The organism is Coleofasciculus sp. F4-SAH-05 (assembly GCF_040222985.1).
GTDB classification, from domain to species: Bacteria; Cyanobacteriota; Cyanobacteriia; order Cyanobacteriales; family Coleofasciculaceae; genus Coleofasciculus; species Coleofasciculus chthonoplastes.
The window spans coordinates 42293-59992 of sequence record NZ_JAVKBY010000237.1 but is presented as its reverse complement, the minus strand read 5'-3'; the positions used below and the strand labels follow the sequence as shown (position 1 = coordinate 59992).

Here is a 17700-nt window from a genome sequence, read left to right as displayed (position 1 = left end):
AATAAAATTGCTTGATTTAGTCAGAAAGATCATTCGTTTAATTATTCCGTTCTACTTGCGAAACACAATTAGAAGACTGATATTTAAAAAATTCAGAAAACTCGGTATTCTATTTTTTTTAAGACCATTAGGATTTATTACTTGTAAAAGCTATTTGCCAGTAAATTCATTAAATAAAGAATCTTTCAAAGAGTGTATCAAAAAGTCCGAAATAATAGAGGAAGATAAAATCAAACAAGCGTATTATATAGAGGGGAAGGATTTAGATCTGTTACAACCATTTGTCGCTAAAACACATACAGTAATCATAGAAATTAGTAACGGCGGATTTTCTTTCCGGAACAATCATCTGTTAGATAAAAATCTGAATATCATTGGAGAATTTAGGTCAGAAGAAAGTGATAAATTTCGCCCACTTCCTATCTATTCACAAGTGCTGGAAAGACCCCAAAAGCTACAGGGAACAGTTGCGTATTTATCCGATCCGGCGCCAGGTAACTACTATCACTGGATGTGTCGAACATTGCCGCTTTTAAAAGCTTATCAGAAGTTTTTTGATTTCAGTGAAATTGATTTTTTTTATCTGGGTAAATTTCAGATATCTAACTTTCATCAAGAAAGCTTAACTCAAGCTGGTATTGCGATGAATCAAACAACTCAGGAGGCTTGTAGAGGAGATAAAATGCTAATCGCAATTACTAATCGTACTTGCCGTGGTTTTGGAGATCCAATCAACAAGGAAGCTTTTATGTTCACAAGAAACCTATTTGTCAACAATCGCTATTTGAATCAACCCAAAAATAATAGGCGTATTTATATCCAACGAGGCAATGTCATCGGCAGAAATGTTATAAATGAAATACAAGTCATTGAATTACTGAATAACTATGGCTTTGAATCAGTGCCAATGGATGGTAAAACTATAAAAGAGCAAGCCGAATTATTTTCACAGTCGGCTGCTATCGTTGCCCCTCATGGTGCGGCTCTTACTAATTTACTCTTCATCCAGCCCGGAGTAAAAGTGATTGAATTAATGCCTCACGGCTATGTAAATGATTGCTTTTACGTTCTAGCTAGCCATGGACAAGCGGATTATTTTTGTCTCCAAGGAAAAAATATTAACCACAGGAAGTCTGACACACGTAAACTGGACATATATATAGACATCCAAAAACTTGACAAAATCTGTAAAATGGCTGGTTTAGATAAAATCTGAATTGTCAAATCGGCTCAACAATAACCAAGGATATATATATTTGAATATGTCAATTGTTCTAATAAGTACGGCAGATATTCAAGGCGGTGCTCCCCGTGCTGCCTATCGACTCCATCAAGGCTTACAACGTATTGGGGTTGATTCTCAGATGCTCGCCCAGTATAAGTATAGTAATGATAAAACTGTAACGGCTCCTACGACTAGGCTTAGTCAAAGTATTGCCAGGACTAGAATTGCCGTTGATGCTTTACCCAAAAAGCTTTATCCTCGACGGAAAGAGACAGGATTTTCTCTCCACTGGTTGCCCGATCAAACAGTCACTAGAATGACTCAACTTAACCCAGATATCATTAATCTCCATTGGATTGGTGAAGCTTTCCTGCAAATCGAAACCCTAGCCAAGTTCAAACAACCCTTGGTGTGGACACTCCATGATATGTGGGCATTTACGGGGGGATGCCTTTACACTGAAGAGTGCGATCGCTACACAGGTAACTGCGGTGCTTGTCCTCAACTGGGTAGCGAGCAAGACTGGGATTTATCTCGTTGGGTATGGCAACGCAAAGCAAAAGCCTGGAGAAATCTCAACCTGACGATTGTGGCACTCAGTTCATGGTTAGCAAACTGTACCCATGCTAGCTCTCTGTTCAAAGAGTTGCGAATTGAACAAATTCCCAATGGGATTGATACTAAACTCTATAGACCAATTAATCAACAAGTCGCCAGAGAACTCCTAAACTTACCTCAAGATAAGCCTCTCGTTCTTTTCGGTTCCTTAAAAGCTACCAGTGATCCCAGGAAAGGGTTTCACTGGTTACAAGCAGCGCTGCAAGACTTGAGTCAATGGGGGTGGCATGATAAATTAGAACTTGTTATTTTTGGAGCTTCTGAAGCAGATAATCCCATGGATGTGGGTTTTCCGACTCATTACTTAGGTACATTAAATGATGATCTCATGCTGGCTCTCACCTATTCAGCCGCTGATGTCTTTGTCCTCCCTTCCACTCAGGATAATTTACCCAACACTGTCATGGAAGCGATCGCCTGTGGCACACCTTGCGTTGCTTTTAACCTGGGTGGGTTACCCGATATGATTGAACATGAGCAAAATGGCTACTTAGCCCAACCGGATAACGTAAAAGACTTAGCTCAGGGAATTGTCTGGGTCCTGGAAAACCAAGAGCGCCATCAGAAACTCTCCCAACGTGCCCGTGAGAAAGCCGAACGAGAATTTACCATGGAACTCCAAGCCAATCGCTATTTATCGCTGTTTACCGAACTTTTAGAAAGAGGTGATTATCTGACACACTGAACAGCTAGGAGTTTAACATTAATTTTTATTAACTGGAGGTTTACAATTGTCCCTTCGCATTTTCCGACGTTGGGCAGCCAAGTTAGAACCTTGGGTGGTTATTTTAATCCTTCTGGGTTTATTAGGGGTAAACGCTCACCCACTCATTGACAAAGCTCTTAAAGCTGGGAGTTATGCTATCTTACCCGTATTGATGATTGGGCGGTGGAAAAAATGGATTTATGTCGCGACTCTAGACATCCCTGTACTCCTCTTGTCATTGATGCCTGGGGTTTCAGCGATATGGTCTACCTCTGCAGATTATAGTATAGATGACTTTAAAGGGGTGCTACGGGCTACTCTTTTTGGCATATATTTGGCAGTTGGCTACAGCCTGAAAGGGCAGATGCAAGTTTTTAGTTGGGTGTTTGGCATCGGAACAGTCCTCAGTTTGGTACTTACTCTAGGGTTACCGGGTTACGGAGTAAGTGGGGATTTTTGGATAGGTATATATGAGTATAAAAACCAGGCATCTTTAATGATGGCTCTAGCTGCCATTCTTTTTCTCATCAAAGCCCTCAATCAGAAGCAAAAACCTTGGATATTTTGGATTTTGTTTAGCATGGCGCTGGTTCAGCTTGTGTTAACCCAGGGCAAAACTTGTTACGCCATATTTGCCAACTCGCTATGCTTGTTACCTCTCTATAATTCGGCGAAACAAAAGCACTATAAAATGCGAATGTTCTTCATTCTGATCATCTCTCTAGCACTTGGAATTTCAACTGTTCTACTCATTAATAACCTAGAGTTCATCATTGTGGATACTTTAGGAAAAAGTATGGACTTTAATGGACGCACAGAAATATGGACTTTAGTTATGGATAAGGTATATGAACGACCGTGGCTTGGTTATGGAGCTGGCGGTTTTTGGACGTCTAAGCATGCTTTGTACGTTATTCATAATACCTGGGCAGGAGGCGATGGAGAAATTGGCATTAGTCCAGGAAAAGCTCTCTTTAATGCTCATAGCGGTTATTTAGATCTTTTAGCTCAATATGGATTCATTGGATGTGGTTTACTTCTAGTTAGTTTGGTAACGATTCTCTTAAGAATAGTGGCTGTCTCAGCCTCAACCGCAGCCATCGAAACCTTTTGGATGCTCCAAACCTTAATTGCTCTATTTTCTGTTAATGTGACGGAAAGATTGGGACTTATCCACTATAATACATTATGGACTATCTATGTAGCCATTGCTCTATCAACGGCTCTTGAACACAAACGAATTGCCAACACAGTTAAAGGAAATCAATGAAAGTATTAGTTACAGGGTCAAGTGGCTTAATTGGATCGGAAGCGGTTGAGTACTACGATCGCGCAGGTAATCAGGTGATTGGTGTTGATAACAATATGCGGGCAGAGTTCTTTGGTTCTCCAGGCGATACCACTTGGAACCTCAGCCGCCTAAAGGAGATTACCAGCAACTTCCAGCATCATCACCTAGATATCCGCGATCGCTCCGGTGTGTTCAACCTGTTCCAAACTCACCCCTTTGACTTAATTATCCACTGCGCCGCGCAGCCTTCCCACGACAAAGCTTGTCAAATTCCTCTGTTGGACTTTGAAGTCAACGCTTTGGGGACAGTAAATCTCCTGGAAGCAACCCGCCAGTTTTGCCCGGAATCCGTGTTTATCCACATGAGTACCAACAAGGTTTATGGGGATGCGCCCAATGAATTACCGTTGATTGAGCAGGAAAAACGGTATGATTACGCCAAACCAGAAGATTATCATGGTATTTCTGAAGAATGCCGGATTGACCGTTGCCTCCACTCTCTGTTTGGTGCATCCAAAACATCTGCTGATGTCGTGGCACAAGAATATGGTCGCTACTTTGGCATAAATGTGGGTATCTTTCGCGGCGGTTGTCTCACGGGTCCCTCCCACTCTGGGGTAGAACTCCATGGTTTCCTTTCCTACTTAGTCAAAGTCGCTGTGACAGGGGGTACATATAAAGTTTTTGGTTACAAAGGCAAGCAAGTGCGGGATAATATCCATAGCTTTGATGTGATCCAATGCTTTGAGGCATTTCGTCGTAATCCTCGACCCGGAGAGGTGTACAATCTGGGAGGGGGGCGAGACAATAGTGTCTCTGTTCTGGAAGCCTTTGATATCGTTGAAAGTCTGACAGGGAAAACTATGAACTGGACTTATGTAGACCAAAACCGGATTGGGGATCACATCTGTTATATCTCCGATCTAGGCAAACTCAAAGCACACTTTCCGGAATGGAGGATTACTCGCAGTATAACCCAGATTTTTGAAGAAATCGTTGCCGCTGAGGCGGAAAAATATACAACTCAGTAATTAATATGATTGTATTTGTCGTCCCACTCAAAAGTGCAAAAGTTTCAAAATCATGGGATTATGTATCTTCGTTATTTGAAAGATGTTTAAAATCTCTATGTAATCAAACTTTGTCTAGTTTTAAGGTTATAGTTGTTTGTCACGAAAAGCCTAATATAAAATTTAATCATCCCTATGTTACTTACGTTGAAGTTAAATTTACTTCACCTAAGCCAACTGATTATGATGAAAAAAGACTTGACAAGATAAAAAAAGCGGTAAAGGGATTGACTTTAGCTGATGAATTACAGCCATCTCACACAATGGTTGTTGATGCCGATGATTGTGTTAGCAAGCGCTTAGCAGAATTTGTTCATCATAATTCTCAGTGTAACGGCTGGTTTATAGATAAGGGCTATCGATATGATGATGGCAGTGAACATATACTAACTGTCAATAAAAATTTTTACAAACTTTGTGCTACATCCATCATCGTTAGGCGCAATTTGTTGGAGCCGTCTCAGACTTCTAACTTTGAATCGCTGCTTAAACACCAAATAGACCATAGTAAGGCAACAGAAAACCTGGCAAGCCGTGGAAAACCCCTTGAAAGATTACCTTTTACTGGTGCCGTTTACATCAATGTTTCCAATGGAGACAATCTCATGTCTCAAAGGAGTTTTTATAATAAATTAAGTGAAAATCCTAGAATATTTTTGAGCCCTATAAAAAAAAAGTGATCCAAATAATCCAAAATAAACCGATTACAAAAAATATTCGTGATGAATTTAGCCTCTACAATTTAAATTGAATTTAATTCGTAGTAACTTTTCATAAATTAAACACTTAAACTTAAAGTTAGAGTGTAAAGCTATAGTGAGGTTGTTTAACCGGATTTGATATGAGGCAGTGAAATGATTATTCGGAACAGGATTAGGACTCTATAACATGAGTTTCTATCATTTGTTTGGCGGTGGTGATTTGTTTGACGGTGGTAATTTTGACTATAATGATCGGGTTATGCCATTTAATTTCACTTGAATAGACTATGTTCACATTTCGTCAAAGTACACAGGCTTCCTCAGACGATAAGAGAGATGGTGAAGATCAAAAGATTATGCTGTTTGAACTTGACACCAGAGGTCATCACCCAGGCTACGTTCAACATTTGGTTAAATATTGGTGCGAACAAAACTTACCTGGGCATTTGGATGTCCTTGTATCACAAAAGTTTATGCGGCAGCACTTCAATATTGTAGATATAGCTTTGCGTTGCCCTCAGAAGACTATTAAATTTGTGGCAATTACCCCCGAAGAAGAAGCTATGCTTTTTGATAGTGCGAAACTAGAAAATTCATTCACTGGTCGTATTCAGCGTGCCTTTCAAGAGTGGGACTTGCTCCGTAAATATGCAGTAGCATTAGGAACTACCCACTGCCTAATTATGTACCTCGACACTATCCTATTACGCTTTGCGTTAGGAACAAGATTTCCTTGCTCATTTTATGGCATTTATTTCCGACCCATATTTCATTACAATAATTTTGCCAATTATGTGCCTCATAGGAGAGAACGTATTTGGCAATTACGGGATAAAGTTTGCCTATCTCGCATCCTCTCCTATGCCAATTTCAAAACACTTTTTTGCCTAGATTCTTTTGCAGTAGAACATATTAATAAATTGGATAATTATTCTAGATCTGTATATTTGCCTGACCCAGTGCAAATTTATACTTACACTGAATCTCAAGTAGAAGAACTGAAAACTAATTTGGATATTGCTTCCGGCAGAAAAGTCTTTATCTTATTCGGAGTTCTAGGGAGACGTAAAGGAATTTCTCAGCTATTAGAAGCTGTTCAGATGTTACCCCCTAACCTTGCCCATAAATTTTGTATTTTACTAATAGGTCCCATAGGGCTTGAGGAAAAAGAACTGCTTCATACTCGAATTGCAGAGATTTCTCAGTCTCTGCCTGTGCAAATCATTTGTCGTCATGAGTTTGTTACCGATCAGGAAATTCAACCTTATTTCCAAATAGCAGATGTTGTCTTAGCCCCATACCAGCGTCATATTGGCATGAGTGCAATTTTGGTGCGTGCCGCTGCCGCACAAAAACCTGTGTTAGTCTCAGATTTTGGACTGATGGGAGAAATGGTTCGTCGCTACAAGCTAGGTTTAGCCGTTGACTCAACTGTACCCAGTGAAATTACTAAAGGATTCGAGCGGTTTATGCTTGAATCATCAGAAACTTTGTGCGATTATATTAAAATGAAACAGTTTGCCGAGCAAAATACGGCTGAGCAATATGCAAAGATAATCTTTTGTCATCTACAAGCTCAGTCTCTTTAATTAATGGGAGCATCCCATTTTGGAAACACCATTCCCAAAAGCAACGATATTTCAATGGTTTCAACCCTCTAGAAAGAGCTGACGCGCAAAATTGCGATGCTCCCTAATTAATGCCTTGGAGCAAGACATAAAAGTTAATTAATATCTTTTGATGAATTAGATTTATGGAGTATATGTAAACAATTATGAAAATTCTTTTTTTAACTACAGTTTTGCCGCGAAAGAAACGCATGGGTAGCGAGGTTGCCTCACAGTGCTTTATTGAGGGTCTCAACCAAAACGGCTATCAAGTTTCGGTCGTCGGATATATGCGAAAAGATGATGTCTTTGAGCTTACCCCAAAAGAAGTATTAGTAGGTCAACGATATATAGAGACAAAAAAAGCGAAATATTACCCACTTATTTGGTTAATCATAAGTTTTTTTAAAAGACTTCCCTATTCATCAGCAAAATATTATTCTAACTCCTATATAAGACTATTAAAAACGTTATTAAATTCTGATGAATATGATGTTGTTATCATCGATCATCCTCAAATCGGTTGGCTAGAGCATTTTCTAAACAATCCTGTAAAAATTATAATGATTGCTCACAACATTGAACAGGAAATTTATTTGCATAGCTTTAAAAATGCCAGCAACTTTATCTCAAAGTTGATTTATAGACGAGAAGCTTATTTAATCAAGGAAATGGAAGATAAACTTGCAACTACAGCTAAGCAAGTTTGGGTTCTAACACAACATGATGCAAAGTATTTTTCTAAGATTGAGGGAGTCGGTGCAGTTAAACTATTTGACTTACCTCCTGGCTTAGAAAAATTCCCCGAAAAACCGATAAAAAAAGACTTTGATATTGCCATCATCGGTAGCTGGGCATGGAAGGCGAATGAAGAGGGACTTCGATGGTTTCTGCAAAGTGTTTATCCTGACTTGCCTGTTCACTTGTCAATTCATGTTGCTGGTAGGGGTGCTGAGTGGATAACTGAAAAATACCCCAACATTCATTATCGGGGCTTTGTCCCGAATGCACAGGAGTTCCTGGCACAAGCAAAAGTTGTAGCAATTCCCATCCTCAATGGTGGTGGCATACAGATTAAAACCCTAGATGCCATTGCCTCAGGCTCAGAAATTGTCGCCACTCCAGTGGCTCTACGGGGAATTTCTCACCCTCCAAAAACAGTGCATTTTGCTGAAGAGCCCAAGGATTTCGCGAATCTATTAGTTTCTGCGATCGCTTCTCCATTTATTCAGCAAGCTTTTGACGAGGCACGAACTTGGTATGAGGATCGGCGAAATAAATTTATCAATGATATAGCGTTTTCGTTTGAGATGTGGAAATCACAGGGGTAAACAAAGGAGTTTTTTATATGAATGTAAAAAGTTTTGATGAAGTTGTTCTACTTCAAACCAGATTTCACAAGGTAACCGTTCAAGAGTTAATAGAGTATGTAGTTAAAAATGCCAAAATTGAAAAAAAGACAATTGTCGGCAATGTCAACGTCCGGGCGATGAACTTTGCTTATGAGTTGCCTTGGTATCGAGATTTTTTAAATAACGCTGACCTAGTTTTCTGCGATGGATTTGGCGTTTTATTGGGGGCAAACCTACAGGGTTACTCTCTTCAATCCATACATCGCATGACTTGTCCTGACTACATTGAAAACTTAGCATTGGCTTGTGAACAACAAGATGTCTCTATGTTTCTGCTTGCAGGCAAACCCGGTGTAGTAGATCAAGCTATAGCGAAATTAACAGCGATTGCACCTAATTTAAAAATACAAGGACACCATGGTTATTTTGATAAATCTGGTGCAGAAAACGATTCTGTGATTAGCCAAATTAATAAATTTAAACCAGGAATTTTGTATGTAGGTTTTGGAATGCCATCCCAGGAACGTTGGATTTTGGACAATATAAATCAGATAGAAGCTCGCGTGTTTTTACCTCTAGGTGCATGTCTTGATTTTTACACAGGCAGCGTATATCGGGGATCGCTTTGGCTGACTGATCGGGGCCTGGAATGGTTATCGCGATTAATTACTGAACCAAGACGTTTATGGAAACGTTATTTAATTGGAAACTCGCTGTTTTTTTATCGTGTTTTTGCCCAAACAAAACCTGACAAATGACAAATGACGCTCTCTGCACTTAACTGTTATTGTCCTTACCTACTGTTCTGTGTTCTCTAATGTAATCTATTAACAACCTTGTCCTATAATTAACACCTTCTTTAGTTAATTGATACGAAGTATTAAACATTAAAACATTTGACATGACAAATTCCTCAGGTGTCCCCAATAACACAAATTTTTTTTTCTTTAAATCAGTTTCAACTCTTGAAATTTGTTGCCTATTTTTTTCAAATGCGGATAATTGGTAACCCGGAAATGAAACCCACATTATGGCTCCTTTTTTTAATAGCTTTTGTTCAAATTCATACAATTCATTTACGACCGACATATTAAATGGCTGTAAGGATTCAGGTCTGTTTTTAGCTCATCAATCAGCCTGGGTGTACGAGCCTTTCCAAAGTAACGTGGGAAAGGAAATTCAGTCACATCGGCGAGTGCGCCCAGGCTCTTTTCCCCAAATAGGTCTTGCCTGAGACAGTTTGATGGATGATGGGTCGGAATGGAGCCTGGGCTTGCCAGTGTCCAACCTAGTCGAGTTTAATCGGGAACACAGACAACTGGGTTTCAAGGGACAGGTTCAGGCAATAATGATAGAGATTGCCCCGACTCGGTTTGAGCAATCAAAGAAAGAGGTAGAGTCTTGAGTGTGACGCCATTGTCGATGCTGGGCAAAGGCTTCCTCAATCAGTTCAATGAACCCTTGCCCTAAAGCTGGATTATTGCCATGGCTCAATTTCACGACACACCAGTAATGCTTGCAATTTCACACTCAAGTCTTGTCCGGGCACGATGTCTTTTGACCAAGCTGCCCCTGTGAGCTGACCACAACAGGCACAACGGCAGGTTTGCCTCTGGTATTCCACTATTTCAATCGGACGCGCTACCAGTTGGGCCACCTGCTGGCGCTGCACTGATACTGGATTTTCCTCAAATTCTACACAGCCACAGCTCGTACATTTTTGGGGTTTGAGAATGGAGTATCTATCGACTCGCCCAAAACCTTTCCGGGTCTTACCTGGGTGACCTGGTTGTCCTCCTGGCTTTCGTTTCGGTTTGTCGCTCTTTGCGCCAGCACTGTTGTCCCCACTACTGTTACTCTTGTCGCCAGCGCTCTTGTCCCTCGGCTGTTTTGGTTTTTCCGGTTTGAGAAGCAAGTCCGTTGAAGGGGGCTTTGAACTTGCTTGACTATCAAGTTTCTGGATAGCTTTGAGCCTATATATCTCTTGTTGCAATTTCTCAATTACGAGCTGTTGCGGCACGCCTTTAACCAACGAGTTCTTCGGTGGGCAACTGTTTGAGTTGGTTTGGGTCAAGCCATTACTCTGACAAGCATAAGTAGTCGGACATAAATACCATTATATTAGAATATGTAAAATCATTGTAACTTTATGACCATAATAGTTTGCAAAACCTTACAAAACCTTACATATCATCAAAAACTTTTTAGTACGGTGTAGTACAGTGACAATGAGATAGTGCTTTTCTCCTCTTGAAAAGGGTGTATCACATTGAGTCTGAAAACGCTGTCATTCTAGCCTAAATGTCAATCTCATGAAGTTTCCATAAAGTTATGGTAAAGTTTACCTAGCTTTTATGTAAAAACTTCATGAACTTCTCAACTTAGCATAGATCTGTTATTTATAGTTGTATTGGATAACTCGCAAAATTGGAGTAAAACTTTGAGTCAAACTATCACAGTTACCAATCTTGCCGACAGCTACTATCACGAGCCATTAGTTCCTGGGTCTTTGAGAGACGCGATAGAGACGGCTAATCCAGGTGATACGATTCAATTCTCTCCAAGTCTTGCCCAGGAAACGATTATCCTGGAGCGGCGGCTAGAGATTGAAAAAGACTTAACCATTGATGGTGCTGATGCTCCAGGGTTAAGGATTAGCGGCAATCGCAAACCTCACATTTTCCTATTATCTGAAGCCGCGACAGATGTGACGTTCCGGAATCTCACCTTAGTCGATGCCAAATCCGAAGTTGCCGGTGGAGCCATTTGGTCAGTCATTCCCAATGTCAAAATTACCGTAGAAAATAGTCAGTTTTACAACAACATTGCGGGACAAGGACCTGCCATTTGGGCAAAAGAAGGCGCTGATGTCACAGTTATTAACAGCAAATTTGAAGGGAATCAGGCAACTACTGATGTCGATAGTGCTGGTGGCGCAATTAGTGTATTTGACAAAAGTAAACTAACCGTTAAAGGCAGTGAGTTTACCAACAACAAGGGATTTGCGGGTGGGGCAATTACCACCATTTTTACTCCTCTAACCATAGAAGACTCCATTTTCCGTAATAATGAGAGCCGCAGTTGGGGTGGGGCGGTGAACAACGATGGTGCCAGTGTTCCATTTCAAGAGCGGTATTACGGTGGCGATTTACCCAGGGACAGGGAGGGTGGTGAAACGATTATTCGCAACACCGTTTTTGACGGCAACCGATCTGTTTTTGAAGGAGGTGGATTAGCTTTATATGGTTATGACCAAGACTACATAACGATTGAAGATAGCACATTTATTAATAACGAGGTCATTCAGAACCAAGAGGGAAAAGCCAATGGGGGTGGGCTGCGAGTTGGTGGTTTTGTAACAATTAAAAACACAACCGTTGCCAACAATCGCTCTCACGAAGAGGGAGGTGGCTTATGGTATCAAGGAGAAGTGCCAGTCTCGATTACGAACAGTACCTTTTCCGGGAACCAGGCAAAGGATGAAAATGGCGAAGGATTGGGCGGTGGGATTTATAGTGGACAATGGGGTTCACAGACTAATATTATTAACACCACGTTTGCGAATAATTACGCTGGCACTGAGGCGGGGGCAATTTATGCGACTAGCAAACTTCACACCCTGACGAATACGATTTTTTATAATAATACTGCCGGGAATAAGTCTCAGATTAAGCAACAGACTAACATTGAATTAATCGATGGCGGGAACAATCTCCAATATCCTGGTATTCTCACCGATAATCCCGATGACGTCAACGTAACCGCAGATATTCAAATCGCTGATCCCCGTCTGGGAGATTTACAAGAGATTGATGGTCGCTTAGTCCATCCTTTACTGGAAGGGAGTCCGGCGATTAATGCAGGGACTAAAAAGAATGCCCCCAAAACAGATCAACGGGGTTTACCACGGGATGACCAGTATGATATTGGCGCTTTTGAATTTGCCCCAACTCCAGTTCCTTCACGGGATGAGGATACCGCGACTGATGGTTCAAATAGCGGCGAGGATAATACCACTGAACCTACTCCTGTCACACCAGTGCTTAATCAGACTGCCAATGATACCCTCCAGATTACAGGTAACTCTGAATCAGCCCAATTGCAATTTACTTTAACTGATAACCGCTCGAATTTTGTTAATGAAATTGGTATTTTTTACCTAGATGATGAACAAGGTCGAGTCAATGGCATTGCACCTGGAGAGGATGGCTATCTCAACGCTGTCTTTTCCCAACCACAAGTTATTGTCTCCACGCTTCCCGACAGCCCCTTTCCAGAACTCAATCTCACTCGTCAATTGACCGTTGACGTGGGTTCACGCATTGGCTTTTACTTTGTCAGAAACAGCACCACTGATACAGTTCTGGCAGATTTAGCCACAGGACAAACACCGTCCAATGTGTTCTTTGCTTTCCCAGAAGCTAATCCAGATGGTTTTGACTATGGACAGGTATCCCAACAGGATGATGGCAGGTTTATCCTGCAATGGCAAGAGGTGCAGGGTGGAGGCAATACTGATTTTAATGACCTAGTTTTAGCCGTTGAACTATCCGACACCCTTCCCTCCCTAGGAACGACGTTCCAAGGACAGCCAGAAGGGGAACTGATTGACTTGACCGGAGTAACCAATACTGTATCGGCTGAATTTGTGGTTAATCGGGAAGCGGCTTATGATAATTCTTTTGGCTTGTATATTGTTGATGATGTTACAGGTTACATTGGCAATCTCGCTCCCGGTGACCCCGGTTATGCAGAGGCGGCGATTAGTCAGCGATTAGATATTGAGGCAAATACGTTGCCCGGAGATGTCATTGTCGCTCCCTTTCTGATTGCCCGTGGAACCCCAGAGGAGTTTCTGGCAGAGAATCCGGACAATCAGCCCAATGCAGACCCCTTAGCCTATTTTACCTATTCCAGCGCAAATCCGGATCGGATTGACCACGTCCGTTTGCTGGGAGACAACACCTTTGCGTTTGAAGATTTATTCGGCGGTGGTGATTTTGACTATAATGATCTAGTTGTGCAGGTTAATTTTACTTAACAAATCCGAAACCTTATATCAATCAATCTTTTTAGGCGTATTGACAGTTGCTTAATTTCAAGTCAATCTGGCAAAATTACTTAAAACCCTTGCACACCAGATCAGGTAGATGTACCGAAAAGTTGAGAATGCCCCCAGGCAAGGGTAAGATTGTGAACAGCCATTTGAGGGAAAGTTAGCACAGGAGAACCATTTTGTAATCATTGCGGCTTTGGTTCCTTGGGATGAATTTCAGCAGGAATATGCCCAAAACTTTTCTATTTTATAGGAAAATGGCTGCGCCAGACCTACAGACTGTTGAAATATAATTTTGCCATGACTAAAAATGCGAATAAAAAACATATAAAAAACAGAGGTATTTATAATAATTTGTTAAAATCATTAATCATTATTTTGTTGCTTTTAGGTGTATTTTTTCGTTTAGTGAATCTTGATCGCAAAATATATTATGGTGACGAAATATATACATCATTACGAATTTCTGGCTACACCTATTTAGAAATGAACCAGGAACTCCGGAATGGTTCTGTCGTTAGCCCCAAAGATTTGCAAAAGTACCAATTCCCTAATCGAGAAAAAAATGTTGTAAATACCATCAATGGTTTAGCCCTGGAAGAATCTCAGGTTACACCACTCTATTTTATACTCGCACGGTTTTGGGTACAGTGGTTTGGTAATTCCATAACTGTGACGAGAAGTTTCTCAGCCTTCATCAGTCTTCTAGCATTTCCAGGTATATATTTGCTCTGCAAAGAATTGTTTGCGTCGCCGCTAATCGGATGGATTGCTATGGCACTGATTGCGGTTTCACCTGCTCATGTAATCTATGCACAAGTCGCCCGATTTTACAGTTTATGGATTTTACTCATCTTACTATCAAGCGTTGCTCTACTAAGATCGATACGAGTGAAAACCAAGATTAGTTGGGGTATTTATTCAGTAACCGTAGCATTAGGACTTTACACTCAATTATTCTTTGGCTTAGTTGCAATTGGACAGGGAATTTATGTCGCAGTAATCGAACATTTCCGGTTCAGTCGAACATTAATCTCTTACCTACTCGCATCTCTGGTAGGACTGATAACGTTCTTTCCCTGGATCTTACTCATATTTACCAGTCCTAATCCGGAAACAGTCAGTTGGACACAGACTCAGCAAACACGATTAACAATAGCAATCAGATGGGCTGGTATTGTCAGTCGTACTTTTCTAGATATAGGAATGAGTCCAAGTAGTACATTGATACTTAAGCTGGCATTAGCTCCTTTGATTTTAATTGTGTTAGCTTTAATTGTTTACTCGATTTATTTTATTTGTCGAAGTAATCCCAAGCGGGTTTGGTTATTTATTTTAACATTAATTAGTTCGGTAGGACTTCCATTAATTCTAGAAGATTTGATTTTTCAAAAACGCTACGGTACGACCAGATATATCCTGCCCTCCATCTTAGGTATCCATCTAGCTGTGGCTTACTTAATTTCTACGAAACTCAAAGATAATTCTAGTCAATTACGGCAGAAAAATCCGTGGATAATTTTAGCCTCAATGCTAACGTTGATGGGAGTAATATCTTGTACAATTAGCTCTCAATCCGAAATTTGGTGGAATAATAGTCCAGAAAAAAACCAATATATTCTCCCAGCCTCTAGTTTAGTGAATAAATCTCCTCAACCACTGGTGATCAGCGATGAGGAACTGATAGATATCCAAATACTTGGTTATCGACTGGAACCAAAAGTACGACTTTTGTTGGTAGAAAAACCAAACATACCAGATATTCCCAGAGGTTTTAATGATGTGTTTTTATTCGAAGCCTCTGAATCATTAAGAGCTGGACTAAGTAAAAAATATAATACACAGATCAAACAGATTTACCCCCCTCTCTGGAAACTACAACATCATACTATAGCAGGTCGCGCTGGTGTATTTACAAATCCCGTACCTGAAACTGAGTCCAGATGAGATGTTCGTAAAAACAAAGTGTAACTAGACCAGCGCGAAGCGCTATATCTATTAATATTTCGCTCTTTATCAGGACTTTGCTAGTGAACGTTACAAAAGAACGCTCAAAGCAAATAAAAGCGTTAGCGTATCCAAAGTATTTCGGTCAATAAGAGAGCAAAATATTAAATTCGCCAGCAGTATCCTGATCAGGAGCTGTTGGCGATGGAAAACTTAATAAGCTCCCTCATGGAAAAACACGACTCTCACCGTCTCAAACAAAATCCGAATATCCAGCGACAGTGACCAATTCTGAATATACGTCATATCAAACCGAAACACATCCTCAGAATCCTTCACATTGGACCGACCTGAAATCTGCCACAACCCAGTGATTCCGGGCAACACCTCATGGCGTATCTGATGATGTTCCTCAAACCGTTCCACATCCCGTAACGGTAATGGACGTGGACCAACCAAACTCATTTGCCCGAACAACACATTAAATAACTGAGGTAACTCATCCAAGCTATACCGCCGCAAAAACAGACCTACGCGAGTAATCCGGGGATCATCTTTCAGCTTAAACAACACCCCTCCAGGCATCTCATTTTTTGCTTCTAACTCCCGTTGCAATTCTGCCGCATTGGCAACCATGGTGCGGAACTTCCACACCTTGAAGTGTTCTCCTTTCAACCCTCCCCGTTCTTGCTGATAAAATACAGATCCTGGAGAATCTAACTTAATTGCCAGCGCTATCCCTAACATCAGTGGACTAATGAGCAGCAAAATCACCACTGACGCTATCAAATCAAAACAACGCTTAATCCAAAAATCCCCACCAATAATCGGCGGAGTCCGAAATCGAATCGTGGTCAATCCATCAATCATTTTAATTTCCGACCACTGGCTGGGAAGCTCTAACCGAATTGGTAGAACTCGTAAATCAATCCCCGCATCTCTCAATTGCCAAAACAGAAAAATGGGGTTTGTAACCGATTGCCAGGAACAAATAAACACTTCATCAATTCCTGAATTTTGCAGCATTTTCAACGTCTGTTGCCATTGTTCAGGATTGTTCCTTACGGATAGATCAGCTTCTCCCTGAATCTTGAATTGATCAAATTGCTCGAGCCGCTGTCGTGCTTTTTCCAGATCCTCTGGATTTCCCAGCAAGAAAACCGTTTGACGTAATTTGCCACCGCGACGTAAGGAGACAATGATGCTATGAATCAGAAATCGTTCGCTAAAGACCAAAATGAGAGAAAAAATCCAAGCCAGCAAAAATGTGGAGCGGTGTAGGACTAATTCCGGTTCATAGATAAACGCGACATTCAAAATAATAATTTGACCCAGAGTTAGCGCTTTGATCAAATTCAAGAAACTACGCCGTCTATCATCGGTACTATAGAGTCCTGATGCAGCTAAAATTCCCAGGTATAAGGTAACTATTAGTAATAGTAAGCCCTGTGACTGGTGAAAGATATCCCCTAGCTGATTAAAAGCATGAATCGGTTGCCCTAAGTAATCAGCTAAGAGCCATGCCAAACATAGCATAGTACTATCCAGAAAAACTAAGACGAGTACTCGTAACCAGTTAATGTAAATACCTTGTCGTAGCTTGGCAATTAGAGGTGCACGGAGATCGAAATGCCTCATTTGAGGAGCTTGTAGAAGTTTAGGCTCCTCTAAACATTTCATTTTCTGATTTTGATTCATGGTGTTTACCATGATTACGATACCTCTCTTATTTGGAAACACACTATAGCAACCCTAAAGAGGATGGAACCAATGAAAATCCTGAAGCCTAGGTATAGCAAGGATTTCATTTAAAAAAATTGCCACACCCCATACCAATTTAGAATCGCTATATAACTGTCTTGTATCATGGAAATTTTACGATAGGAGTATTCGTGACAATTTTTAACGAAATGAGTGGGGGTTTGGTTACCAAACCCCTACGGCGTGGTATTGACCCTAGATTATAATAAGCTTCTGGATATTGGGGGCTGATTGTGATGGCTTGCTCAAATGCGGCTTTCGCCTGATCAAGCTGCCCCTGTCGCAGATAAACCAGTCCCAAATGATACGCAGGTTGGTTCTGGTGCATTGCTGCTCAACTGCATCGCTTTCTGGAACGCCGCGATC

14 protein-coding genes and 2 pseudogenes are annotated in these 17700 nt (G+C 40.9%); 11 read left to right on the top strand and 5 right to left on the bottom strand.

From position 1 onward, the window contains the following. Positions 1-7: 7 nt before the first annotated feature. From RIG27_RS28820 to RIG27_RS28785, 8 genes are all read left to right on the top strand, one after another. Positions 8-1216, top strand: coding sequence for a glycosyltransferase family 61 protein (locus RIG27_RS28820; protein ID WP_446350560.1), 1209 nt, complete (start codon positions 8-10; stop codon positions 1214-1216). 46 nt (positions 1217-1262) lie between these two features. Next, entirely contained in the window at positions 1263-2528 is a 1266-nt protein-coding gene (locus RIG27_RS28815) for a glycosyltransferase family 4 protein (protein WP_446350559.1), read from the top strand. Positions 2529-2622: 94 nt separating this feature from the next. Then, entirely contained in the window at positions 2623-3819 is a 1197-nt protein-coding gene (locus RIG27_RS28810; protein ID WP_446350558.1) for an O-antigen ligase family protein, read from the top strand. Beyond that, positions 3816-4871: an NAD-dependent epimerase/dehydratase family protein gene (locus RIG27_RS28805; RefSeq protein ID WP_446350557.1), complete on the top strand. Its 1056-nt coding sequence runs from the start codon at positions 3816-3818 to the stop codon at positions 4869-4871. The genes RIG27_RS28810 and RIG27_RS28805 overlap by 4 nt, the downstream gene beginning before the upstream one ends. 5 nt (positions 4872-4876) lie before the next feature. After that, on the top strand, positions 4877-5590 hold the full coding sequence (locus tag RIG27_RS28800; RefSeq protein WP_446350556.1) for a glycosyltransferase family 2 protein: 714 nt from the start codon (positions 4877-4879) through the stop codon (positions 5588-5590). A gap of 308 nt (positions 5591-5898) precedes the next feature. Then, positions 5899-7200, top strand: coding sequence for a glycosyltransferase (locus RIG27_RS28795; protein ID WP_446350555.1), 1302 nt, complete (start codon positions 5899-5901; stop codon positions 7198-7200). A gap of 185 nt (positions 7201-7385) precedes the next feature. Next, positions 7386-8549 (top strand): glycosyltransferase, encoded by a 1164-nt coding sequence (locus RIG27_RS28790; RefSeq protein WP_446350554.1) that lies wholly within the window; start codon positions 7386-7388, stop codon positions 8547-8549. Between the two features lie 17 nt (positions 8550-8566). Further along, entirely contained in the window at positions 8567-9328 is a 762-nt protein-coding gene (locus RIG27_RS28785; RefSeq protein WP_446350553.1) for a WecB/TagA/CpsF family glycosyltransferase, read from the top strand. A 19-nt stretch (positions 9329-9347) separates the two neighbouring features. Here RIG27_RS28785 and RIG27_RS28780 read toward each other — a convergent pair whose 3' ends face one another. From RIG27_RS28780 to RIG27_RS28770, 3 genes and pseudogenes are all read right to left on the bottom strand, one after another. Next, entirely contained in the window at positions 9348-9641 is a 294-nt protein-coding gene (locus tag RIG27_RS28780; protein ID WP_446350552.1) for a hypothetical protein, read from the bottom strand. A 267-nt stretch (positions 9642-9908) separates the two neighbouring features. Beyond that, on the bottom strand, positions 9909-10070 hold the full coding sequence (locus RIG27_RS28775) for a hypothetical protein (protein WP_446350551.1): 162 nt from the start codon (positions 10068-10070) through the stop codon (positions 9909-9911). A 7-nt stretch (positions 10071-10077) separates the two neighbouring features. Then, positions 10078-10644 (bottom strand): annotated as a pseudogene (locus tag RIG27_RS28770) (hypothetical protein); the annotation flags it as partial. Positions 10645-11010: 366 nt separating this feature from the next. Between RIG27_RS28770 and RIG27_RS28765 the strand changes: the two are divergent. From RIG27_RS28765 to RIG27_RS28755, 3 genes and pseudogenes are all read left to right on the top strand, one after another. Continuing rightward, a complete protein-coding gene (locus tag RIG27_RS28765) occupies positions 11011-13611 on the top strand; it encodes a DUF4114 domain-containing protein (RefSeq protein WP_446350550.1) in 2601 nt (866 codons plus the stop codon). Between the two features lie 109 nt (positions 13612-13720). Beyond that, positions 13721-13870 (top strand): annotated as a pseudogene (locus RIG27_RS28760) (IS5/IS1182 family transposase); the annotation flags it as partial. A 56-nt stretch (positions 13871-13926) separates the two neighbouring features. Next, positions 13927-15573 carry a glycosyltransferase family 39 protein gene (locus tag RIG27_RS28755; protein WP_446350549.1) on the top strand — a complete coding sequence of 549 codons (1647 nt, stop codon included), beginning with the start codon at positions 13927-13929 and terminating at the stop codon, positions 15571-15573. A 213-nt stretch (positions 15574-15786) separates the two neighbouring features. Here the strand turns inward: RIG27_RS28755 and RIG27_RS28750 are convergent, their stop codons facing one another. Together RIG27_RS28750 and RIG27_RS28745 are read right to left on the bottom strand one after the other, a co-directional pair. After that, entirely contained in the window at positions 15787-17283 is a 1497-nt protein-coding gene (locus RIG27_RS28750) for a sugar transferase (protein WP_446350548.1), read from the bottom strand. A 154-nt stretch (positions 17284-17437) separates the two neighbouring features. Continuing rightward, on the bottom strand, positions 17438-17662 hold the full coding sequence (locus RIG27_RS28745) for a tetratricopeptide repeat protein (protein WP_446350547.1): 225 nt from the start codon (positions 17660-17662) through the stop codon (positions 17438-17440). Positions 17663-17700 lie beyond the last annotated feature (38 nt).

What these genes read in the sequence shown, in the direction of transcription:
- RIG27_RS28815 (WP_446350559.1), top strand. Translation starts at nt 1,263, where the DNA reads ATGTCAATTGTTCTAATAAGTACGGCAGATATTCAAGGCGGTGCTCCC.
- RIG27_RS28805 (WP_446350557.1), top strand. Translation starts at nt 3,816, where the DNA reads ATGAAAGTATTAGTTACAGGGTCAAGTGGCTTAATTGGATCGGAAGCG.
- RIG27_RS28800 (WP_446350556.1), top strand. Translation starts at nt 4,877, where the DNA reads ATGATTGTATTTGTCGTCCCACTCAAAAGTGCAAAAGTTTCAAAATCA.
- RIG27_RS28795 (WP_446350555.1), top strand. Translation starts at nt 5,899, where the DNA reads ATGTTCACATTTCGTCAAAGTACACAGGCTTCCTCAGACGATAAGAGA.
- RIG27_RS28790 (WP_446350554.1), top strand. Translation starts at nt 7,386, where the DNA reads ATGAAAATTCTTTTTTTAACTACAGTTTTGCCGCGAAAGAAACGCATG.
- RIG27_RS28785 (WP_446350553.1), top strand. Translation starts at nt 8,567, where the DNA reads ATGAATGTAAAAAGTTTTGATGAAGTTGTTCTACTTCAAACCAGATTT.
- RIG27_RS28755 (WP_446350549.1), top strand. Translation starts at nt 13,927, where the DNA reads ATGACTAAAAATGCGAATAAAAAACATATAAAAAACAGAGGTATTTAT.
- RIG27_RS28750 (WP_446350548.1), bottom strand. Translation starts at nt 17,283, where the DNA reads ATGGTAAACACCATGAATCAAAATCAGAAAATGAAATGTTTAGAGGAG.
- RIG27_RS28745 (WP_446350547.1), bottom strand. Translation starts at nt 17,662, where the DNA reads ATGCACCAGAACCAACCTGCGTATCATTTGGGACTGGTTTATCTGCGA.